We start from the raw sequence: 16,264 nt of genomic DNA on the forward strand, positions 1-16,264 counted from the left end.
GGTCCTCGGTCGCGAGATGCCGGGGCGGTTTTTCTGACAGAATTGGCGCCCTTCGACAGCGCAGGGTTCCGCCTGGCATCGCTTCCGGATGGCACCCAAAATGTCACAATCGGCGCTCCAGCCGGTCCGCAACTCCAGAGGTCGTTATGTCGCAATTTGAACTGGTCACCCGTTTCAAACCCGCCGGTGATCAGCCCGAAGCCATTCGGCAGATGATCGAAGGCATCGAGGCCGGGTTGTCGCACCAGACGCTGCTGGGCGTGACGGGCTCGGGCAAGACCTTCAGCATCGCCAACGTGATCGCTCACGTGCAGCGCCCGACGCTGGTGCTGGCGCCGAACAAAACACTGGCGGCGCAGCTTTACGGTGAGTTCAAGGCGTTCTTTCCGCGCAACGCGGTGGAGTATTTCGTCTCCTACTACGACTACTACCAGCCCGAGGCCTATGTACCGTCGTCTGACACCTTCATCGAGAAGGATGCCTCGATCAACGACCATATCGAGCAGATGCGCCTGTCGGCGACCAAGGCGCTGCTGGAACGCAAGGACGCCATCATCGTCACCACGGTGTCCTGCATCTACGGCCTGGGTGATCCCCAGTCGTACCTGAAGATGGTGCTGCATGTGGACCGCGGCGACCGGCTCGATCAGCGTGAGTTGTTGCGCCGTCTGACCGGTCTGCAATACACCCGCAACGATATGGATTTCGCCCGTGCGACCTTCCGTGTAAGGGGGGATGTGATCGACATCTTCCCCGCCGAATCCGATCTGGAGGCGGTGCGTATCGAGCTGTTCGATGACGAAGTGGAAAGCCTGTCGGCCTTCGACCCGCTGACCGGTGAAGTCATCCGCAAGCTGCCGCGCTTCACCTTCTACCCCAAGAGCCACTATGTGACGCCGCGCGAAACCTTGCTGGAAGCGGTGGAAAAGATAAAGGTCGAACTCAAGGACCGGCTGGACTATCTGCGCAGTCAGAACAAGCTGGTGGAGGCGCAGCGCCTGGAGCAGCGTACCCGCTTCGATCTGGAAATGATCATGGAGCTGGGTTACTGCAATGGCATCGAGAACTACTCACGCTACCTCTCTGGGCGCGACAGCGGCGAGGCGCCGCCAACGCTGTACGACTATTTGCCGGCCGATGCGCTGCTGGTGATCGACGAATCTCACGTCAGCGTGCCGCAGGTCGGCGCCATGTACAAAGGCGACCGCTCGCGCAAGGAAACCCTGGTGGAATACGGCTTCCGCCTGCCGTCGGCGCTAGATAACCGGCCCATGCGCTTCGACGAGTGGGAGGCAATCAGCCCGCAGACTATCTTCGTTTCGGCCACGCCGGGCCCTTACGAAGCTGAGCACGCCGGGCGTGTGGTCGAACAGGTGGTGAGGCCTACGGGGCTGGTCGATCCGCAAATCGAAATACGACCGGCGCTGACTCAGGTCGATGATCTGCTATCGGAGATCACCAAGTGCGTGGCCAAGGAAGAGCGCGTGCTGGTTACCACCCTGACCAAGCGCATGGCGGAGGATCTGACCGACTACCTCGGCGACCACGGCGTGCGGGTGCGCTATCTGCACTCGGACATCGATACCGTGGAGCGGGTCGAGATCATTCGTGATCTGCGTCTGGGCGTGTTCGACGTGCTGGTGGGCATCAACCTGCTGCGTGAGGGGCTGGACATGCCCGAGGTCTCGCTGGTGGCGATTCTTGATGCGGACAAAGAAGGCTTTCTGCGTTCCGAGCGTTCGCTGATCCAGACCATTGGCCGTGCGGCGCGCAACCTCAACGGTCGGGCGATTCTCTACGCTGACAACGTGACCGGCTCGATGCAGCGCGCCATTGATGAAACCGAGCGCCGGCGCAACAAGCAGATCGCTTTCAACGAGGCTCACGGCATCGTGCCGAAGGGTGTGTTCAAGGATGTGCGGGACATCCTTGAAGGGGCCACCGTGCCGGGCTCGCGCAGCAAGAAGCGCCGCGGCGAGGCCAAGGCGGCGGAGGAGGCGGCGCGTTACGAAAACGAGCTGCGTTCGCCTAGCGAGATCACCAAGCGCATCCGACAGCTGGAAGAAAAGATGCTTGCCTACGCACGCGACTTGGAGTTCGAGGCCGCCGCGCAGACGCGCGACGAGATACACAAGCTGCGCGAGCGGTTGTTGCAGGTGTAAGGGGGAAGAAGCTGGACGTTGCAGCGGTTGCAACACGTAGCCAAGTGGGTTGGATTAGCCGAGGGCGCAATCCGGCGTTCACGGATCAAGCTTCATGTGTGCAGGCGGATGTGGCCAATTCGCGGTAAACGATGGAGGCGCCTTCGGCGATTCCATCCTACGAACTGGAGCGTCTTACGGCGTGCCTGTTACCATTCATCCCTTCGATTTACGTTCGTTCGAGATCTTTCATGACCACCGTTCGCACCCGCATCGCGCCATCTCCCACTGGCGACCCGCACGTCGGCACTGCCTATATCGCGCTGTTCAACCTCTGCTTCGCCCGCCAGCATGGTGGTCAGTTCATTCTGCGTATCGAGGATACCGACCAGCTGCGCTCGACCCGTGAATCCGAACAGCAGATCTACGATGCCCTGCGCTGGTTGGGCATCGAATGGGACGAAGGCCCGGACGTCGGCGGCCCGCATGGCCCGTACCGGCAGAGCGAGCGTGGTGAGATCTACAAGAAGTACTCGAACGAACTGGTCGCCAAGGGCCATGCCTTCCCGTGCTTCTGCAGCGCCGAGCGCCTCGATCAGGTGCGTGCCGAGCAAATGGCCAACAAGGAAACCCCGCGCTACGACGGCCATTGCATGCACATTGCCCCGGCCGAGGCGCAGCAGCGCATCGCCAATGGCGAATCCCACGTGATACGCATGAAGGTACCGACCGAAGGCGTTTGCCAGGTGCAGGACATGCTACGCGGCACCGTCGAGATCGGCTGGGACCGCATGGACATGCAGGTGCTGATGAAGGCTGATGGCCTGCCAACCTATTTCCTCGCCAACGTGGTCGATGACCACCTGATGGGCATCACCCACGTGCTGCGTGGCGAAGAGTGGCTGCCGTCGGCACCCAAGCTGATCAAACTCTACGAATACTTCGGCTGGGAACAGCCGCAGCTGTGCTATATGCCGCTGCTGCGCAATCCGGACAAGAGCAAGTTGTCCAAGCGCAAGAACCCTACCTCGGTTACCTTCTACGAGCGCATGGGCTTCATGCCCGAGGCGATGCTCAACTACCTGGGCCGCATGGGCTGGTCGATGCCCGACGAGCGCGAGAAATTCACCCTGGCGGAAATGATCGAGCACTTCGACATCAACCGCGTGTCTCTGGGCGGACCGATCTTCGATGTGGAGAAACTGTCCTGGCTCAACGGTCAGTGGATCCGTGAGCTGAGCGTCGAGACCTTCGCCAGCCAAGTGCAGCAATGGGCGCTGAACCCCGAGTACCTGATGAAGATCGCACCGCACGTGCAGGGCAGGGTGGAGACCTTCAGCCAGATCGCGCCGCTGGCCGGTTTCTTCTTCTCTGGTGCGCTGAACCTCGATCCGTCGCTATTCGCTCACAAGAAGCTGGACGAAACCCAGGTGCGCCAAGTGTTGCAACTGACGCTGTGGAAGCTCGAAGCGCTGCGCCAGTGGGACAAGGAGTGCATCACTGATGTCATTCAGGCGGTGGCTGCGCACTTGGAGCTGAAACTACGCGACGTGATGCCGCTGATGTTCGCCTCGATCACCGGTCAGGCCAGTTCTGTGTCAGTGCTTGATGCTATGGAGATTCTCGGTCCTGATCTGACTCGCTTCCGTCTGCGCCAGGCGTTGGAGTTGCTCGGCGGGGCGTCGAAGAAAGAAGTGAAGGAGTGGGAGAAACTGTTGGCGGCGATTGTTTGAGCGGTTTAAACGCTTCTTGAACTAGCCGGCACCTGCGATAGGAAGCACAGGTTTCTGTGGGAGCGAGCTTGCTCGCGAAAAATTTGAGACGCGCCATCCGTCGGCGGTAAGTAATTGTTCTTCTATCGAAATTTCTTCACCGGCCAGTAAAAATTTCGTTGACACTGTGCAGGGCCGCCCCTAACATGCGCCCCGTCCTCGAGATGGGGCTATAGCTCAGCTGGGAGAGCGCTTGCATGGCATGCAAGAGGTCGACGGTTCGATCCCGTCTAGCTCCACCAATCTCGGGCAATGATTGCCACCGGCACGCCTAGCGGCGGGTCGCGTAAGAAGGTTTTGTCCCCTTCGTCTAGTGGCCTAGGACACCGCCCTTTCACGGCGGTAACAGGGGTTCGAGTCCCCTAGGGGACGCCATATTCCAGCAGCGTTGCGCAAGCATCGCGAGTCGGGAGACGTTAAATCCGGGGCTATAGCTCAGCTGGGAGAGCGCTTGCATGGCATGCAAGAGGTCGACGGTTCGATCCCGTCTAGCTCCACCAATTTCCACGCGTTTCGGCAGTCGCTGAATCGTTCGAAGGTTTCGTCCCCTTCGTCTAGTGGCCTAGGACACCGCCCTTTCACGGCGGTAACAGGGGTTCGAGTCCCCTAGGGGACGCCATTTTTATTGCCCGTTTTGGGCGCCAAAGGGTCATTTCTCACGAAGTGGCCCTTTTTGTTTGGGCGCGTTTAAAGTGGGTGCAAGATCCCATTCATCCGGTTGAAACGGCTCGCTGTGCTGAATGGTCCGTCATAGACGTTCTGCGCAGGCGTGACATCCAGCAGCGTCTAGCTTCCAATAGGAGTATTGCGTCTGACGGCGCACAGCACAGCGAGGAGGGATGCATGATTTGGGATCAAGCCGACGCGTTCATAATCGACATCGCAGTCGAGGCCGACCATATCGACGAGTTAGGCCATGCCAACAATGCGGTGTATGTCTCATGGTTGGAGCAGAGCGCCTGGCAGCACTCTCAGAGTCTGGGTCTGGGAGTGGAGGATTACCGCCGTCTGGATCGAGCAATGGCCGTGCTCAGGCATGAGATCGATTATCTGGCAGCGGCTTATCTGGGCGATCGCCTGCAGTTGGCAACCTGGATCGTCGATTCCGATCAGCGGTTGAAGATGAAGCGTAACTTCCAGTTGGTCAGGCCGGCAGATGGCACGACCCTGCTACGGGCTCAGACCACCTTCGTCTGCATTCAGATGTCGAGTGGCAAGCCCAAACGGATGCCGCTGGAGTTCGTGGAGGGGTACGGCCAGGCCCTGGTTCAGCCTTATCCCCTCGAACTCTAACGGGCCTCAAGTCAACGCTGTTCCGGTTTGCTCACATCGGCATCACGGCGTTCATCGGCGTCTTCGCGCCAATCGTCTTGTACTTCTTTTTTCATTTTTTCATCCAGGGTCGTACCGTCTTCATTGACATCGGCGGTGTTGGCGCGCTGATGGTTTTCGCTCATGGCGCTGCCGTGGGCGTCACCGGCGGCACCGTGTGTGCTGTCATGCATATCGTCCTGGTTAGCCATCGCGCCAGTGGCAATAAAGCTGGCAAAGACGGCGGCGGTAAGATGCGTGGTTTTCATGGGAGTCTCCGGTAGTGATTGGCCTACTCCCTAATTCCGACTCGATGCATCGAGGATTGTTCGCTCGCAGCGATTGAGCGCTCTGGTCGCGGGATGATGGATAATGGTGCCGCTCATTCTGGCCTCGTCGTGGTTCGATAGGTGTCGATCGCGTTTTTCAAGTGGACCGATTCAGTTCAAAGTCAAGGCAGGCCAGTTGGTTAACAAGCTGCGCAAAATCATCCACGTCGATTGCGATTGCTTCTACGCGGCCATCGAGATGCGTGACGATCCCAGTCTGGCGAACCGACCTATCGCTGTGGGCGGGCTGGCCGACCGGCGTGGCGTCATTGCCACTTGCAACTACGAAGCACGCGCCTACGGTGTACGCTCTGCGATGGCGTCTAGGCATGCACTGAAGCTCTGTCCAGACCTGCTGATCCTTCGGCCCCGTATGGACGCCTATAAGGAAGCCTCGCGCGAGATCCACGAGATCTTTCGTACCTATACCGATCTTATCGAGCCCCTGTCGCTCGACGAGGCCTTTCTGGACGTGAGCGACTGCGAACACTTCTCTGGTAGTGCGACACGTATCGCCCAGGATATTCGCCGCCGGGTATGGCAGCAGCTGCGCATCACGGTTTCGGCGGGCGTTGCGCCGAACAAGTTTCTCGCCAAGATCGCCAGTGATTGGAACAAGCCTGATGGGTTGTTCGTGATCACCCCGGATCAGGTCGAAGACTTCGTGCTGGCGCTACCGGTCGCCAAGTTGCATGGCGTCGGCCGCGTGACTGCCGAAAAGCTCAAGCGACTGGGCATCCACACCTGCGCGGATCTACGCACCTGGAAGCGCCTGGATCTGGTTCGTGATTTCGGTTCGTTCGGCGAGCGGCTCTGGGGGCTGGCGCACGGGGTCGATGAGCGCCTGGTTAAAGTTGAAAGACGGCGCCAGTCGGTCAGCGTTGAAAACACCTACGAGCGCGACCTGCCGGACCTCGCAGCCTGCCTGGAACGATTACCCGAACTGCTCGAAGCACTCGCCGGCCGGATGGCGCGGCTCGACAGTGGATACCGACCGGGCAAACCCTTCGTCAAACTCAAATTCCACGACTTCACCCAGACGACCTTCGAGCAGGCAGGCGCCGGCCTCGAGCTGGAGAACTACGCTGATCTCGTTGCCGGCGCCTATGCGCGTGGTAAGCGTCCAGTGCGGCTGATGGGCGTCGGGGTCCGTTTGATTGACCTACGCAACGACTTCATGCAGCTGAGTCTGTTCTAGCCTTCTGCCGCTGGTCGGCTCCGTCAATTCAACGGTTTTTGTGCGCCACACTTGGCATAAAAGAGGGGTTGCCCCGGCCTGCCTGTACCGAGGTCCCCGAAACTGGCTGAATGAAGCTATGCATCGCATATGCCAGTTTCGTTTTGGGTATCTGCAATCAACTGATTGGAGGCTGCGTTCGCCAAGGGCCGCGTTCTTGCTGGGTTTTGGGTGGCGATATCAAGCTAGTGCCATGGCTGCCTTCGCTCGTTTCGCGCAAATAGAGTGCAGCTGCACGCGATTCGCACTCTTGTGGCGCAGTCAGTTCTGTTCCGGCCAGACGCGGAGCGGGGCGCCTTCAGCTGGCCAGAAGCGCAGCTGATCGATTTTGGATACGTCCCAGCGCTCAACACGGGAAAGCAAATTCAAGAATTGCTGTTCCTGCTTCATGATGTGCTCGGCGCACATTTTGCGCGTGCTGCCTACTTCGCTGAAGCGGATCTGCTGACCGTCGAGCTGGTAGTTGGCGAACCAGTGATTGCAGCCGGCGTTGCCGTAGGCGCGGTCTTCGCTAAAGGTCAGCGAGACCGGGTTGCGGCCTACCACGGGGTCTTCGCCGATCCATTCGGCGATGTAAGTGACGTCATGCTGCAGGGTGAGCGGGTCGACTGAGCAACCGCTGACAGACAACACGGCAATGCCGGCCATGATGAACTTGTTCATTGTTTGGGCTCCCTGCATGCGGGGCACAGGTGTCGACCGCCGTCGTTCTTCCAGCCCAAATCGCTGATCCGCGCTTCGGCCGCCGGGGCGCGAGCGGCTTCGCCTTTGGCTGCGTCCACGGCGAATTCGAAATCCAGCTGTTTACCGCAAGCGTCGCAGTCGACCTGCCAGTTAATGATCGCGAGTTCACGAAACACCGGGCCGCTCGCCACGGCCATCCACTGGCCCGGCGGGTTGATCAGGTGCCGAACCTTGTCGACCGTCAGGCGCTGGAAGAGCTCCCGGCTGCCTTTGAGCGTGACGATGAGTACGTCGCCCGAGCGGATGTTGCCGCCGTTACCTGTGACCTGATAGCGGCCCGGTGCCAGGGCGCGGCATTCGGTCAGGGTGTGTGCGGGGTTGAGCAGGTTGTAACGGAAATCGTGTTCGGCCATGACTCGCGATCGACTGGAATGAGGGGGGCTTTTGCGGCGGGCCGTCATGCTAGCACGGTAGATGAGCAGAGGCTGCGCTGGACGAGGCAAAGTAATCGAGCAATCGGGTTTTCCGATGCGTTGCTGGACAATCGGTTTAGGGCGCGGCGAGCGGGGACTTCGGCAGCGGGTAGCCCGCCGTCACCCCAGCCCTCTCCCCGGAGGGGAGAGGGGGCGAACCGAGTGGTTGTTGTGGGTGTTTATCTTTTTTGAGGGCGTGGAGCCAGTGTTGCGCGGCCTGGGGGCCGTTTTCGGCGGCGAGGTTCGCCAGTCCCCTCACCTCAGCCCTCTCCCGGAGGGGAGAGGGAGCGGACCGAGTGGCTGCTAGGGCTGTTGTAGGCTGCGGTCACTTTGTTGCGTCATAAAGAATCCGACCATGACCACCGATGCCCAACCAGATTCAATCAGATAGTTACGGACGGGTATCGGCAAAAGTCTCGTCGAGAAAACGCTGCATGTCCTTCCAGGAGCGCTCATCGGCGGCCTTGTTGTACGCCACGTCGACACCTTTTTCCTGAAACTTGTCGGCTCCGGGGTTGGTGAAGCCGTGTTTGGCGCCGGGCAGGTTGACGAAGCGGTAGTCGGCGCCGGCTTTGACCATTTCTGCATTCAGTGCTGCTACGTCATCGACACTGACCATGCTGTCTTCGCTGCCGTGCTCGACCAGTACGCGAGCTTTGACGCTGCCTGGGACGGCACGGGTTTGCGTGGCCAGCGCGCCGTGGAAGCTGACGACGCCAGCGAGCGGTGCGCCCTGGCGTGCCATGTCCAGCACTACCTTGCCACCAAAGCAGTAGCCGACCGCGGCGAGATTGGCGGCGTCGGTTTGCTGTTGGTGCTTGAGCAGGTCCAGGCCGGCGTTGAAGCGGCCCTTGGCGGCGTCGGCATCGGCCAAGGCGGCCTGCATGAAACTCATGGCGTCCTTGGGATGCTCGGTGTTCTTGCCTTCACCGTACATGTCGATCGCCAGCGCGCTGTAGCCTAGCTCGGCCAAATCTCGAGCGCGGCTTTTGGCGTAGTCGTTGAGGCCCCACCATTCATGCACCACCACGACGCCCGGGCGCTTGCCTTCAATGGCGTCGTCATAAGCGTAATAGCCGATCATCTCGGTGCCGTCGGCGGCGGTATAGGGAATTTCCTGAGTCTGGATTTCGGCTTGAGCGAAGGCGCTGGCGGCCATCAGCGCGCCGAGCAGGCAATAGCGCATGAGAGAACTCCTTGTTATGGCAACGTCGATTGATAGCCGTCGTTCGACTCGCCTGCAACCCGGTCGTTCAGGTGTAGCGAAGGGCGTTAGATGTGGAGGAACAGAGCCGGCGCGACCCTGAGGGCCGCGCCGGATCGTGTTTACCAGCCCGGCACGCCGTGCATGTCCGGCAGCCGGTGGGCGATGCCCTTGTGGCAATCGATACAGGTGGCTTCGCCGTTGGCCAGGGCAGTGGAGTGGAACTGCGATGCGCGGGCGGACTGCCGTGTAAAGTCCATGTAGTCGAAATCGTGGCAGTTACGGCACTCCAGCGAGTCATTCGCTTTCAGACGACGCCATTCGCGTTCGGCCATTTCACGGCGCATGCCGAGAAATTTCTCCCGGGTGTTGATGGTGCCGAAGATCTTGCCCCAGACCTCCTTGGACGCCTGCATCTTGCGTGCGATCTTGTCCGTCCATTCATGGGGAACGTGGCAGTCCGGGCAGGTGGCGCGCACGCCCGAGCGGTTGGTGTAGTGAATGGTGTCCTTGATCTCCATGTACACGTTGTCTTCCATTTCGTGGCAGGAGATGCAGAACGCCTCGGTGTTGGTCACTTCCAGCGCTGTGTTGAATCCGCCCCAGAAGATGATGCCGGCGATGAACCCGCCAAGCGTCAGCGCGCCCAGGCTGTAATGCACGCTCGGGCGGCGCAGGACTGTCCAGTATTTCTTGAGAAACGACAGTATCGACTTCATCCAGGCGTCCTCACTGTTCGTTCTGTTGGTTTTCGCGATAGAGCAACTCGTCGATGTTCTCGAAGTCGTTCTGCACCAGCGGTTTCACATCGTGCTGCACCACATGGCACTGGGTGCAGAAATAGCGGCGAGGGGCGACGGTGCCTAACGTCTGGCTGTCGCGATCCGTGAAATGCGTGATGCTGATCATCGGCGCCTGAGTGCGTGCGCTGTTGGCGCGGCTGTGGCATGACAGGCATTTGTTGCTGTTGACGTCGACCTGGTAGCCACGAATCGTGTGCGGAATGGTCGGCGGCTGCTCGGGGTAGTTGCGCTCGCGCTTGAGGTCCTTGTTTTCCTCGTCCTTGAGTGGCGGCGGGGTGAATTCCTGGGTGATGGTGCCGCCTGGGCGCCGGCCGTCCGGCGCGGGGGCGTCCAGTGGGTAGTTCGGCTCGGCGGCGATGGCCAGGCCAAACACCGTGAGGAGCGTCAAAGGCAGTAAGCGAAATTTCATGGCGACTCTCCTCAGGCGATGCTGACCACTTCGATTTTCACGGCGCATTTCTTGTAGTCGGTTTGCTTGGAGATCGGGTCGGTTGCGTCGAGGGTGACCTTGTTGATCAGCTTGTTGGCATCGAAGAAGGGCACGAAGATCAATCCCTTCGGCGGCTTGTTGCGGCCCCGGGTTTCGACGCGAGCCTGCATCTCGCCGCGCCGACTGATGACCTTGACCACGCTGCCACGACGCGCCTTGAGGTCGCGTGCGTCATCGGGATGCATGTACACCAATGCATCGGGAACCGCCTGGTGCAGTTCATCGACGCGCTGAGTCATGCTGCCGGTGTGCCAGTGCTCCAGCACGCGGCCGGTGCTGAGCCAGAATGGATAATCCTCGTCAGGTATCTCCGCCGGGACCTCGTAGGGCAGGGCGAAGATGATCGCCTTCTTGTCTGGATAGCCATAGAACTGCACCCCGGTGCCTTTTTCGACGTAGGGGTCGTAGCCTTCCCGGTAACGCCAGCGGGTTTCTTCGCCGTTTACCACGGGCCAGCGCAGGCCCCGCTCTTGGTGATAGCGATCGAAGTCCGCCAGGTCATGGGCATGGCCGCGGCCGAACTCGGCGTATTCTTCGAACAGGCCCTTTTGTACGTAGAAGCCGTACTCCTCCGACTCCTTGTTGCGGTAGCCCTCTTCGATATCCGAAGTGGGGAAGCGATCGACCTTGCCGTTTTTGAACAGCACATCGAAAAGCGTCTTGCCTTTGAGGTCCGGAGCCTTGGCGAGCAGATCGGCCGGCCATACCTCATCGGTGGTGAAGCGTTTGGAAAACTCCATCAGCTGCCACAAGTCCGAGCGTGCTTCGCCCGGCGCGTTGACCAGTTGGTGCCAGAAATGAGTGCGGCGTTCGGCGTTGCCGTAGGCACCTTCCTTTTCCACCCACATGGCCGCCGGCAGGATGAGATCGGCCGCTTGGGCCGATACCGTCGGATAGACATCGGAAACAACGATGAAGGTTTCCGGATTGCGCCAGCCGGGCAGCGTTTCCTGCATCAGATTCGGGCCGGCCTGCATGTTGTTGGAGGCCTGGGTCCAGTAAACCTTGAGGCCGCCATCCTTCAGTTCACGGCTTTGTTGCACGGCATGGAAGCCGGGTTTCTCCTGGATGGTGCCTTCTGGCAGCTTCCAGATTTTTTCGGTGGTGGCGCGGTGCTTCGGATTGGTGACCACCATGTCCGCAGGCAGGCGATGAGAGAAGGTACCCACCTCCCGCGCGGTGCCGCACGCCGAGGGCTGGCCGGTGAGCGAGAAGGGACTGTTACCCGGCTCGCTGATCTTTCCGGTTAGCAGGTGGATGTTGTAGATCATGTTGTTCGCCCAGACGCCCCGGGTGTGCTGGTTGAAACCCATGGTCCAGAACGACATCACCTTGGTTTTCGGGTCGGCATACAGCTCGGCCAATGCTTTTAGGCGCTCGGCGGGGACGCCCGATTCGTGGGCGGCGTGCTCGAGGGTGTAGGGTTTGAGGAACTCGGCGTAGTCCTCGAAGCTGATATCGGTCCAGCTGGCCGCTACTGCGGCGTTCTCGGCCTTCAACTCACGTGGATCGGTGGGGCGCAGGCCGTAACCGATGTTGGTGGCGCCCTTGGCGAACCGGGTGTGGTTCTTGATGAAGTCCTGATTGACCGCGCCGCTCTGGATGATGTGGTTGGCGATGTAGTTGAGGATCACCAGATCGGTCTGCGGATTGAACACCATCGGGATGTCGGCCAGATCGAAGCTGCGGTGCTCGAAGGTCGACATCACCGCGACCTTGACGTGGGGCGCGCTGAGCCGGCGATCAGTGACCCGGGTCCAGAGTACCGGGTGCATCTCGGCCATGTTCGAACCCCAGAGCACGAAGGCATCGGCCGCTTCGATGTCGTCATAGCAGCCCATGGGCTCGTCCATGCCGAAGGTCCGCATGAAGCCTACCGCCGCCGACGCCATGCAGTGACGGGCATTGGGGTCGAGGTTGTTGGAACGGAAGCCCGCCTTCATCAATTTGTTGGCCGCGTAGCCTTCCCACACGGTCCACTGGCCGGAGCCGAACATGCCGATGGAGCTCGGTCCGCTCTCCCTGAGCGCCGCCTTGTACTTCTCCTCCATGACGTCGAAGGCCTGTTCCCAGCTGACCGGCTGGAATTCGCCCTGCTTGTCGTACTGGCCATCTTTCATGCGTAGTAACGGCTGCGTCAGACGATCGGAGCCATACATGATCTTGGACAGAAAGTAGCCCTTGACGCAGTTGATGCCGCGATTGACCTCGGCCTTCACGTCGCCATGGGTGGCCACGACACGATCCCCGGCAGTGGCGACCATCACACCGCAACCGGTGCCGCAGAAGCGGCAGGGCGCCTTGTTCCATTGAAGGTTGGTGACCTCCGGATTGGTGATCAGGTTGCTGGCGCTGGTGGCGATCGGCAGTCCCGCCACGCTGGCCGCTATGGCCGCAGCATTGGCCTTGGCAAATTGACGTCGTGTGAGGCTCATTCAGGCTCTCCTTCGGGTGAGAGGAGTTCGTGGTAAATCAGGGCGGCATTGAGAACGCCGGGTATTTGTTGGATATGGCTGATCGTGTCGAGGATCCGGCTTTCATGTTCGGCTTCGAGGACTACGACCAGTTTCCCCGCTGCACTCTCTTGATGCAGTTCGGTTCCGGGCAATAACACCAGGTTTCTTTTCACGGCTTCCAGCAGCTCGGCGCGGCAATGCACGAGCAAACTGGCGATATGCAGGGCGTTATTCATTGTTTTAGGTAAGGCTCCGCCTACATTGAAACTGCAAGCTAAAAGAGGACTGTTAAGGTCAGGTTAGTGCCGGTGGTCAACTCGGCGGGCCGGGTGGTCCGAAGACGACCAGCTGGCTTATCCAGACGATGAAGCCGTACCCAGCGACGATCACGACGCTTAGCAGGGGGAACAGGAAGACCAGCAGAAATACGAACAGTCGTGTTTCGTCTGGCTTGCTTATAACGGCGGGATCGGTGTCGTGCGGCACTGCGTTCACCTTTTCTTCGACTGTGTATGGAGTCTAGGAAGCGCCAATGGCTTATTCAAAGTCGCCCGTCGATAAACGACAGGCTAATAAGCGCTAATCACAGTTGTTTTGACCTGGCTCAACAATAAGGTTCGGTACGCGAAATGCGTTGCATCATCCGAGCGATATACGGCCGAAACTCAAAGTCTTGTTTCGTTGCGACTGCGACGAAACAAGTTTGAACATCTAGCGTTGATATATGACCGCTTGTGCCTTTATCTGGCCAGGGTGTGGCTGCGTGGCATCTGTATGGCTGTGTGGTAGGCTGCGCCGCTTTTTTCTGCTCGTTCCGTCGGTAACGGATGTAGGAATAAACGCATGCTTCCTGACTCGCTCGCTCATGATCATCTCAAGCGCGGGACCGCCGCTTATCGCCGCGCCACGCTGGCATTGTTCTGCGCCGGTTTCGCCACCTTCGCCATGCTTTATTGCGTGCAGCCTTTATTACCGCTGTTGGCGTCGCAGTTCTCCGTATCAGCTGCCGTCAGCAGCCTGGCGTTGTCATTGACGACCTTGACACTGGCGCTCTCCCTGTTGATCTCCGGAAGCCTGGCTGAAAGCTGGGGTCGCAAGCCGGTCATGGCGCTGGCACTGGCTTTGGCTTGCCTGCTTGGCCTCGCCTGCGTAGCGGTGGAATCCTGGACGCTGCTGCTCGTGCTGCGAGCGTTGCTGGGGCTGGCGCTCAGCGGATTGCCGGCCTTGGCGATGGCTTACGTCGGTGAGGAATTCGATCCCGAGTCGTTGCCCGCCGCGATGGGCTTGTACATCGGCGGGACCGCTCTAGGCGGCCTGCTGGGCAGATTGCTGTCGGGGCTGTTAAGCGACATCGGCGGTTGGCCATTGGCGCTGGGCGGGATAGCAGGATTAGGGCTGCTGGCGCTGGGATCGTTCATCTGGCTATTGCCAGCGTCGCGACATTTCAAGCCTCAGCCGTTATCGCTGCGCGCACTTCTGGACAACTTCGCTCGACATCTGGGCAACCCGATTCTGCGCAACCTGTTTCTGCAGGCGTTTCTGCTGATGGGCGGTTTCGTCGCGCTGTTCAACTACATCGGCTTCCGTCTGGCAGGGGCGCCGTTCGGCCTATCTTCGACGGTGATCGGCCTGCTATTCATTGTCTATCTAGCGGGAATCTTCAGTGCGGGTTGGGCAGGGCGACTGGTGCCGCGGTTGGGGGCCAAGACGGTCCTGCAATGCGGCGTCGGGCTAATGTTGCTGGGTGTCGGCTTGTGCGCAACGCCCTGGCTGGTCGCGATCATCGTCGGGCTGGCGCTGTTCACGCTCGGTTTTTTTGCCGCACATGCTGTCGCCAGCGGCCAGGTTGGCGTGCACGCCAATGGTGCCAAGGCGCAGGCATCGGCGCTGTATCTATGCGCCTATTATTTGGGCTCAAGCGTGGTGGGCTATGCGGCCGGTTACGTCTGGGAGCACGCCGGCTGGCTACCGCTGATGGCGGTACTCGCTGCGCTATTCGTGTTGGCCGCCTGGCGTGCCGGGCGTCTGTAGACGGTCACTCGACCCGTTGCTCGCCGCTGAATACCAGTGTGGCACGGCAGCTGCGACAGAAATAACGACGGCCTTTGCGGACCAGCGAATGGCGCTGCGGCGTGAACGGAAAATCCTGATCGGGACAGGCGCAGCGATAGATATAGCGGTTGACCTGGCGGCGGCTGACCTCATAACTGTGGCAGCGATCAGGGGTCAGTTCGTACACCCCGCGCATGATCAATTGCCACTCTTCGCCATGCGGGCGGATGCGACCACCAAACATCTGATGGGCGACCAAATGCGCGACTTCATGGGCCACGGTCTGCTTGAGGAAGTGATCGCGATTTTCCCGGTACAGCTGCGGATTGAAGCGCAACAGGTTGCTATCGAGGTGCGCAACGCCGGCCTTTTGCCCGCGCAATCTGAAGCTGACCTGCGGACGCGCGAAGCGTTTGTTGAAGAAGGCCTCGGCCTGCTGATAACAGGCCTCGACGCGGGCATGAAGCTGTTCGGGCATAGGGGCCTCCGAAGAAGCCCGGAATTATGCCGCAATGTGGCAGGGTGACAAACCGTTCAGAGACCGCCGGGCTCCTCCTGTGGACGGCTCTCTTGGGTGCCATAGCTCTGGTTCTGGTCCACGGTGCGCTCGTAGTTCGGCTCGAGCGAGAGCGTCCAGAACAGAATCATGCCGACCAGCACCGTCACCAGTACCAGTAACGCGACGCCCCAGATCGTGCTGGCGTATAGAAAGCTCTGCGAGCTGCGCTGGCGCATGAAAGCGGGCAGTCCGGTGAACAGCAAGTACGTGGAGTAGATCCCAGCGATCAGCAGTACGATCGCGGCGAACCAGCGGTTCGGGTAAAGCCCGGACACTCCAGCCAACAGAAAGGGTGTGATCACGTAGGCGATGAAGCCTATGCACTGGTTCAGGCTTGGCCGTACTTCAAAGGCCCGCGCCATCCAGCGCACTAAGAGGCCCATGATGACGGTGCCGACGACAATGGTGACGTACAGCAGCAGGCATAGCTGGAACGCACTGCCGAAGTCGAGCCTCACCCGTTCCGCATCCACCAGGCTCCAGCCGACGAGAGTGACCCCAATGAACAGGCATACGCTTGGAATCAGGGAAAGCAGGAGCAAGTGCATCAGGTAATGCAGACCGTGCGTATCTTCCTTCTGGCGAATGGCTTCCCAGGCACGATCCGGCCGGGTGAATAAGCTGATGAATTCTGGGGTCATGGAGCCTCCTGATACCGTGCTTGAGCCGCTGTCATGGATATAGACGTCACAGCGGCGCAGGGATTCAGCAGGTTTTCAGCTTCAATCTGTCGCGTCTGGGGTTTAGGCACGC

General features: G+C 60.0%; 16 protein-coding genes and 4 tRNA genes. 9 read left to right on the plus strand and 11 right to left on the minus strand.

The genetic code is table 11. The features are described 5' to 3' along the window. The first annotated feature begins 146 nt into the window (after positions 1-146). The 7 genes from uvrB (at position 147) to V6943_RS10125 (ending at position 5,206) form a co-directional block, all read left to right on the plus strand. Positions 147-2,162 (plus strand): excinuclease ABC subunit UvrB, encoded by a 2,016-nt coding sequence (gene uvrB, locus V6943_RS10095; RefSeq protein ID WP_131648353.1) that lies wholly within the window; start codon positions 147-149, stop codon positions 2,160-2,162. 230 nt (positions 2,163-2,392) lie between these two features. Further along, positions 2,393-3,874, plus strand: a complete 1,482-nt coding sequence (gene gltX, locus V6943_RS10100) for a glutamate--tRNA ligase (RefSeq protein WP_181102478.1) — start codon at positions 2,393-2,395, stop codon at positions 3,872-3,874. Between the two features lie 205 nt (positions 3,875-4,079). Beyond that, positions 4,080-4,155: transfer RNA gene (locus V6943_RS10105), tRNA-Ala, on the plus strand. A 57-nt stretch (positions 4,156-4,212) separates the two neighbouring features. After that, positions 4,213-4,288, plus strand: a tRNA-Glu gene (locus V6943_RS10110). 49 nt (positions 4,289-4,337) lie between these two features. Next, positions 4,338-4,413, plus strand: a tRNA-Ala gene (locus V6943_RS10115). A gap of 43 nt (positions 4,414-4,456) precedes the next feature. Further along, positions 4,457-4,532 (plus strand) — tRNA-Glu (locus V6943_RS10120). A 224-nt stretch (positions 4,533-4,756) separates the two neighbouring features. Beyond that, on the plus strand, positions 4,757-5,206 hold the full coding sequence (locus tag V6943_RS10125; RefSeq protein WP_131648355.1) for an acyl-CoA thioesterase: 450 nt from the start codon (positions 4,757-4,759) through the stop codon (positions 5,204-5,206). Positions 5,207-5,217: 11 nt separating this feature from the next. On the opposite strand, the gene V6943_RS10130 is transcribed toward V6943_RS10125, so the two are convergent. After that, on the minus strand, positions 5,218-5,493 hold the full coding sequence (locus tag V6943_RS10130; RefSeq protein ID WP_131648356.1) for a hypothetical protein: 276 nt from the start codon (positions 5,491-5,493) through the stop codon (positions 5,218-5,220). A 208-nt stretch (positions 5,494-5,701) separates the two neighbouring features. Between V6943_RS10130 and dinB the strand changes: the two genes are divergently transcribed. Continuing rightward, the gene (gene dinB, locus V6943_RS10135; RefSeq protein WP_445324134.1) at positions 5,702-6,751 is read left to right on the plus strand and encodes a DNA polymerase IV; all 1,050 of its coding nucleotides are present in this window, start codon (positions 5,702-5,704) and stop codon (positions 6,749-6,751) included. 300 nt (positions 6,752-7,051) lie between these two features. Here dinB and V6943_RS10140 read toward each other — a convergent pair whose 3' ends face one another. The 8 genes from V6943_RS10140 to V6943_RS10175 all read right to left on the minus strand — a co-directional run bounded on the left by V6943_RS10140 (position 7,052) and on the right by V6943_RS10175 (position 13,386). Further along, positions 7,052-7,453: an META domain-containing protein gene (locus tag V6943_RS10140; RefSeq protein ID WP_340553384.1), complete on the minus strand. Its 402-nt coding sequence runs from the start codon at positions 7,451-7,453 to the stop codon at positions 7,052-7,054. Then, positions 7,450-7,887, minus strand: a complete 438-nt coding sequence (locus V6943_RS10145; protein WP_340553385.1) for a hypothetical protein — start codon at positions 7,885-7,887, stop codon at positions 7,450-7,452. The genes V6943_RS10140 and V6943_RS10145 overlap by 4 nt, the downstream gene beginning before the upstream one ends. A gap of 451 nt (positions 7,888-8,338) precedes the next feature. Beyond that, positions 8,339-9,133, minus strand: a complete 795-nt coding sequence (locus V6943_RS10150) for a dienelactone hydrolase family protein (RefSeq protein WP_131648360.1) — start codon at positions 9,131-9,133, stop codon at positions 8,339-8,341. A 140-nt stretch (positions 9,134-9,273) separates the two neighbouring features. Further along, positions 9,274-9,870: a cytochrome c3 family protein gene (locus tag V6943_RS10155; RefSeq protein ID WP_131648361.1), complete on the minus strand. Its 597-nt coding sequence runs from the start codon at positions 9,868-9,870 to the stop codon at positions 9,274-9,276. A 10-nt stretch (positions 9,871-9,880) separates the two neighbouring features. After that, positions 9,881-10,363, minus strand: a complete 483-nt coding sequence (locus V6943_RS10160) for a nitrate reductase cytochrome c-type subunit (RefSeq protein ID WP_131648362.1) — start codon at positions 10,361-10,363, stop codon at positions 9,881-9,883. Positions 10,364-10,374: 11 nt separating this feature from the next. After that, positions 10,375-12,879 carry a nitrate reductase catalytic subunit NapA gene (gene napA / locus V6943_RS10165; RefSeq protein WP_181102465.1) on the minus strand — a complete coding sequence of 835 codons (2,505 nt, stop codon included), beginning with the start codon at positions 12,877-12,879 and terminating at the stop codon, positions 10,375-10,377. Further along, a complete protein-coding gene (locus V6943_RS10170) occupies positions 12,876-13,136 on the minus strand; it encodes a chaperone NapD (RefSeq protein WP_131648364.1) in 261 nt (86 codons plus the stop codon). The genes napA and V6943_RS10170 overlap by 4 nt, the downstream gene beginning before the upstream one ends. A gap of 76 nt (positions 13,137-13,212) precedes the next feature. Next, entirely contained in the window at positions 13,213-13,386 is a 174-nt protein-coding gene (locus V6943_RS10175; protein ID WP_340553386.1) for a nitrate reductase, read from the minus strand. Between the two features lie 357 nt (positions 13,387-13,743). Between V6943_RS10175 and V6943_RS10180 the strand changes: the two genes are divergently transcribed. After that, the gene (locus V6943_RS10180; protein WP_340553387.1) at positions 13,744-14,931 is read left to right on the plus strand and encodes an MFS transporter; all 1,188 of its coding nucleotides are present in this window, start codon (positions 13,744-13,746) and stop codon (positions 14,929-14,931) included. Between the two features lie 4 nt (positions 14,932-14,935). On the opposite strand, the gene V6943_RS10185 is transcribed toward V6943_RS10180, so the two are convergent. Next, positions 14,936-15,430, minus strand: a complete 495-nt coding sequence (locus tag V6943_RS10185; protein ID WP_131648367.1) for a SprT family zinc-dependent metalloprotease — start codon at positions 15,428-15,430, stop codon at positions 14,936-14,938. Between the two features lie 56 nt (positions 15,431-15,486). Then, positions 15,487-16,152, minus strand: coding sequence for a Yip1 family protein (locus V6943_RS10190; protein WP_340553388.1), 666 nt, complete (start codon positions 16,150-16,152; stop codon positions 15,487-15,489). Between the last annotated feature and the right edge of the window lie 112 nt (positions 16,153-16,264).

The sequence above is a fragment of the Pseudomonas sp. CBC3 genome (assembly GCF_037967085.1).
Classification (GTDB): Bacteria; Pseudomonadota; Gammaproteobacteria; order Pseudomonadales; family Pseudomonadaceae; genus Stutzerimonas.

Excerpts from the sequence above, each read along its gene's own strand:
- V6943_RS10180 (WP_340553387.1), top strand. The coding sequence starts at position 13,744 with ATGCTTCCTGACTCGCTCGCTCATGATCATCTCAAGCGCGGGACCGCC.
- V6943_RS10160 (WP_131648362.1), bottom strand. The coding sequence starts at position 10,363 with ATGAAATTTCGCTTACTGCCTTTGACGCTCCTCACGGTGTTTGGCCTG.
- V6943_RS10155 (WP_131648361.1), bottom strand. The coding sequence starts at position 9,870 with ATGAAGTCGATACTGTCGTTTCTCAAGAAATACTGGACAGTCCTGCGC.
- gltX (WP_181102478.1), top strand. The coding sequence starts at position 2,393 with ATGACCACCGTTCGCACCCGCATCGCGCCATCTCCCACTGGCGACCCG.
- V6943_RS10190 (WP_340553388.1), bottom strand. The coding sequence starts at position 16,152 with ATGACCCCAGAATTCATCAGCTTATTCACCCGGCCGGATCGTGCCTGG.
- V6943_RS10145 (WP_340553385.1), bottom strand. The coding sequence starts at position 7,887 with ATGGCCGAACACGATTTCCGTTACAACCTGCTCAACCCCGCACACACC.
- V6943_RS10170 (WP_131648364.1), bottom strand. The coding sequence starts at position 13,136 with ATGAATAACGCCCTGCATATCGCCAGTTTGCTCGTGCATTGCCGCGCC.
- napA (WP_181102465.1), bottom strand. The coding sequence starts at position 12,879 with ATGAGCCTCACACGACGTCAATTTGCCAAGGCCAATGCTGCGGCCATA.
- V6943_RS10130 (WP_131648356.1), bottom strand. The coding sequence starts at position 5,493 with ATGAAAACCACGCATCTTACCGCCGCCGTCTTTGCCAGCTTTATTGCC.
- V6943_RS10150 (WP_131648360.1), bottom strand. The coding sequence starts at position 9,133 with ATGCGCTATTGCCTGCTCGGCGCGCTGATGGCCGCCAGCGCCTTCGCT.
- V6943_RS10185 (WP_131648367.1), bottom strand. The coding sequence starts at position 15,430 with ATGCCCGAACAGCTTCATGCCCGCGTCGAGGCCTGTTATCAGCAGGCC.
- uvrB (WP_131648353.1), top strand. The coding sequence starts at position 147 with ATGTCGCAATTTGAACTGGTCACCCGTTTCAAACCCGCCGGTGATCAG.
- V6943_RS10140 (WP_340553384.1), bottom strand. The coding sequence starts at position 7,453 with ATGAACAAGTTCATCATGGCCGGCATTGCCGTGTTGTCTGTCAGCGGT.
- V6943_RS10125 (WP_131648355.1), top strand. The coding sequence starts at position 4,757 with ATGATTTGGGATCAAGCCGACGCGTTCATAATCGACATCGCAGTCGAG.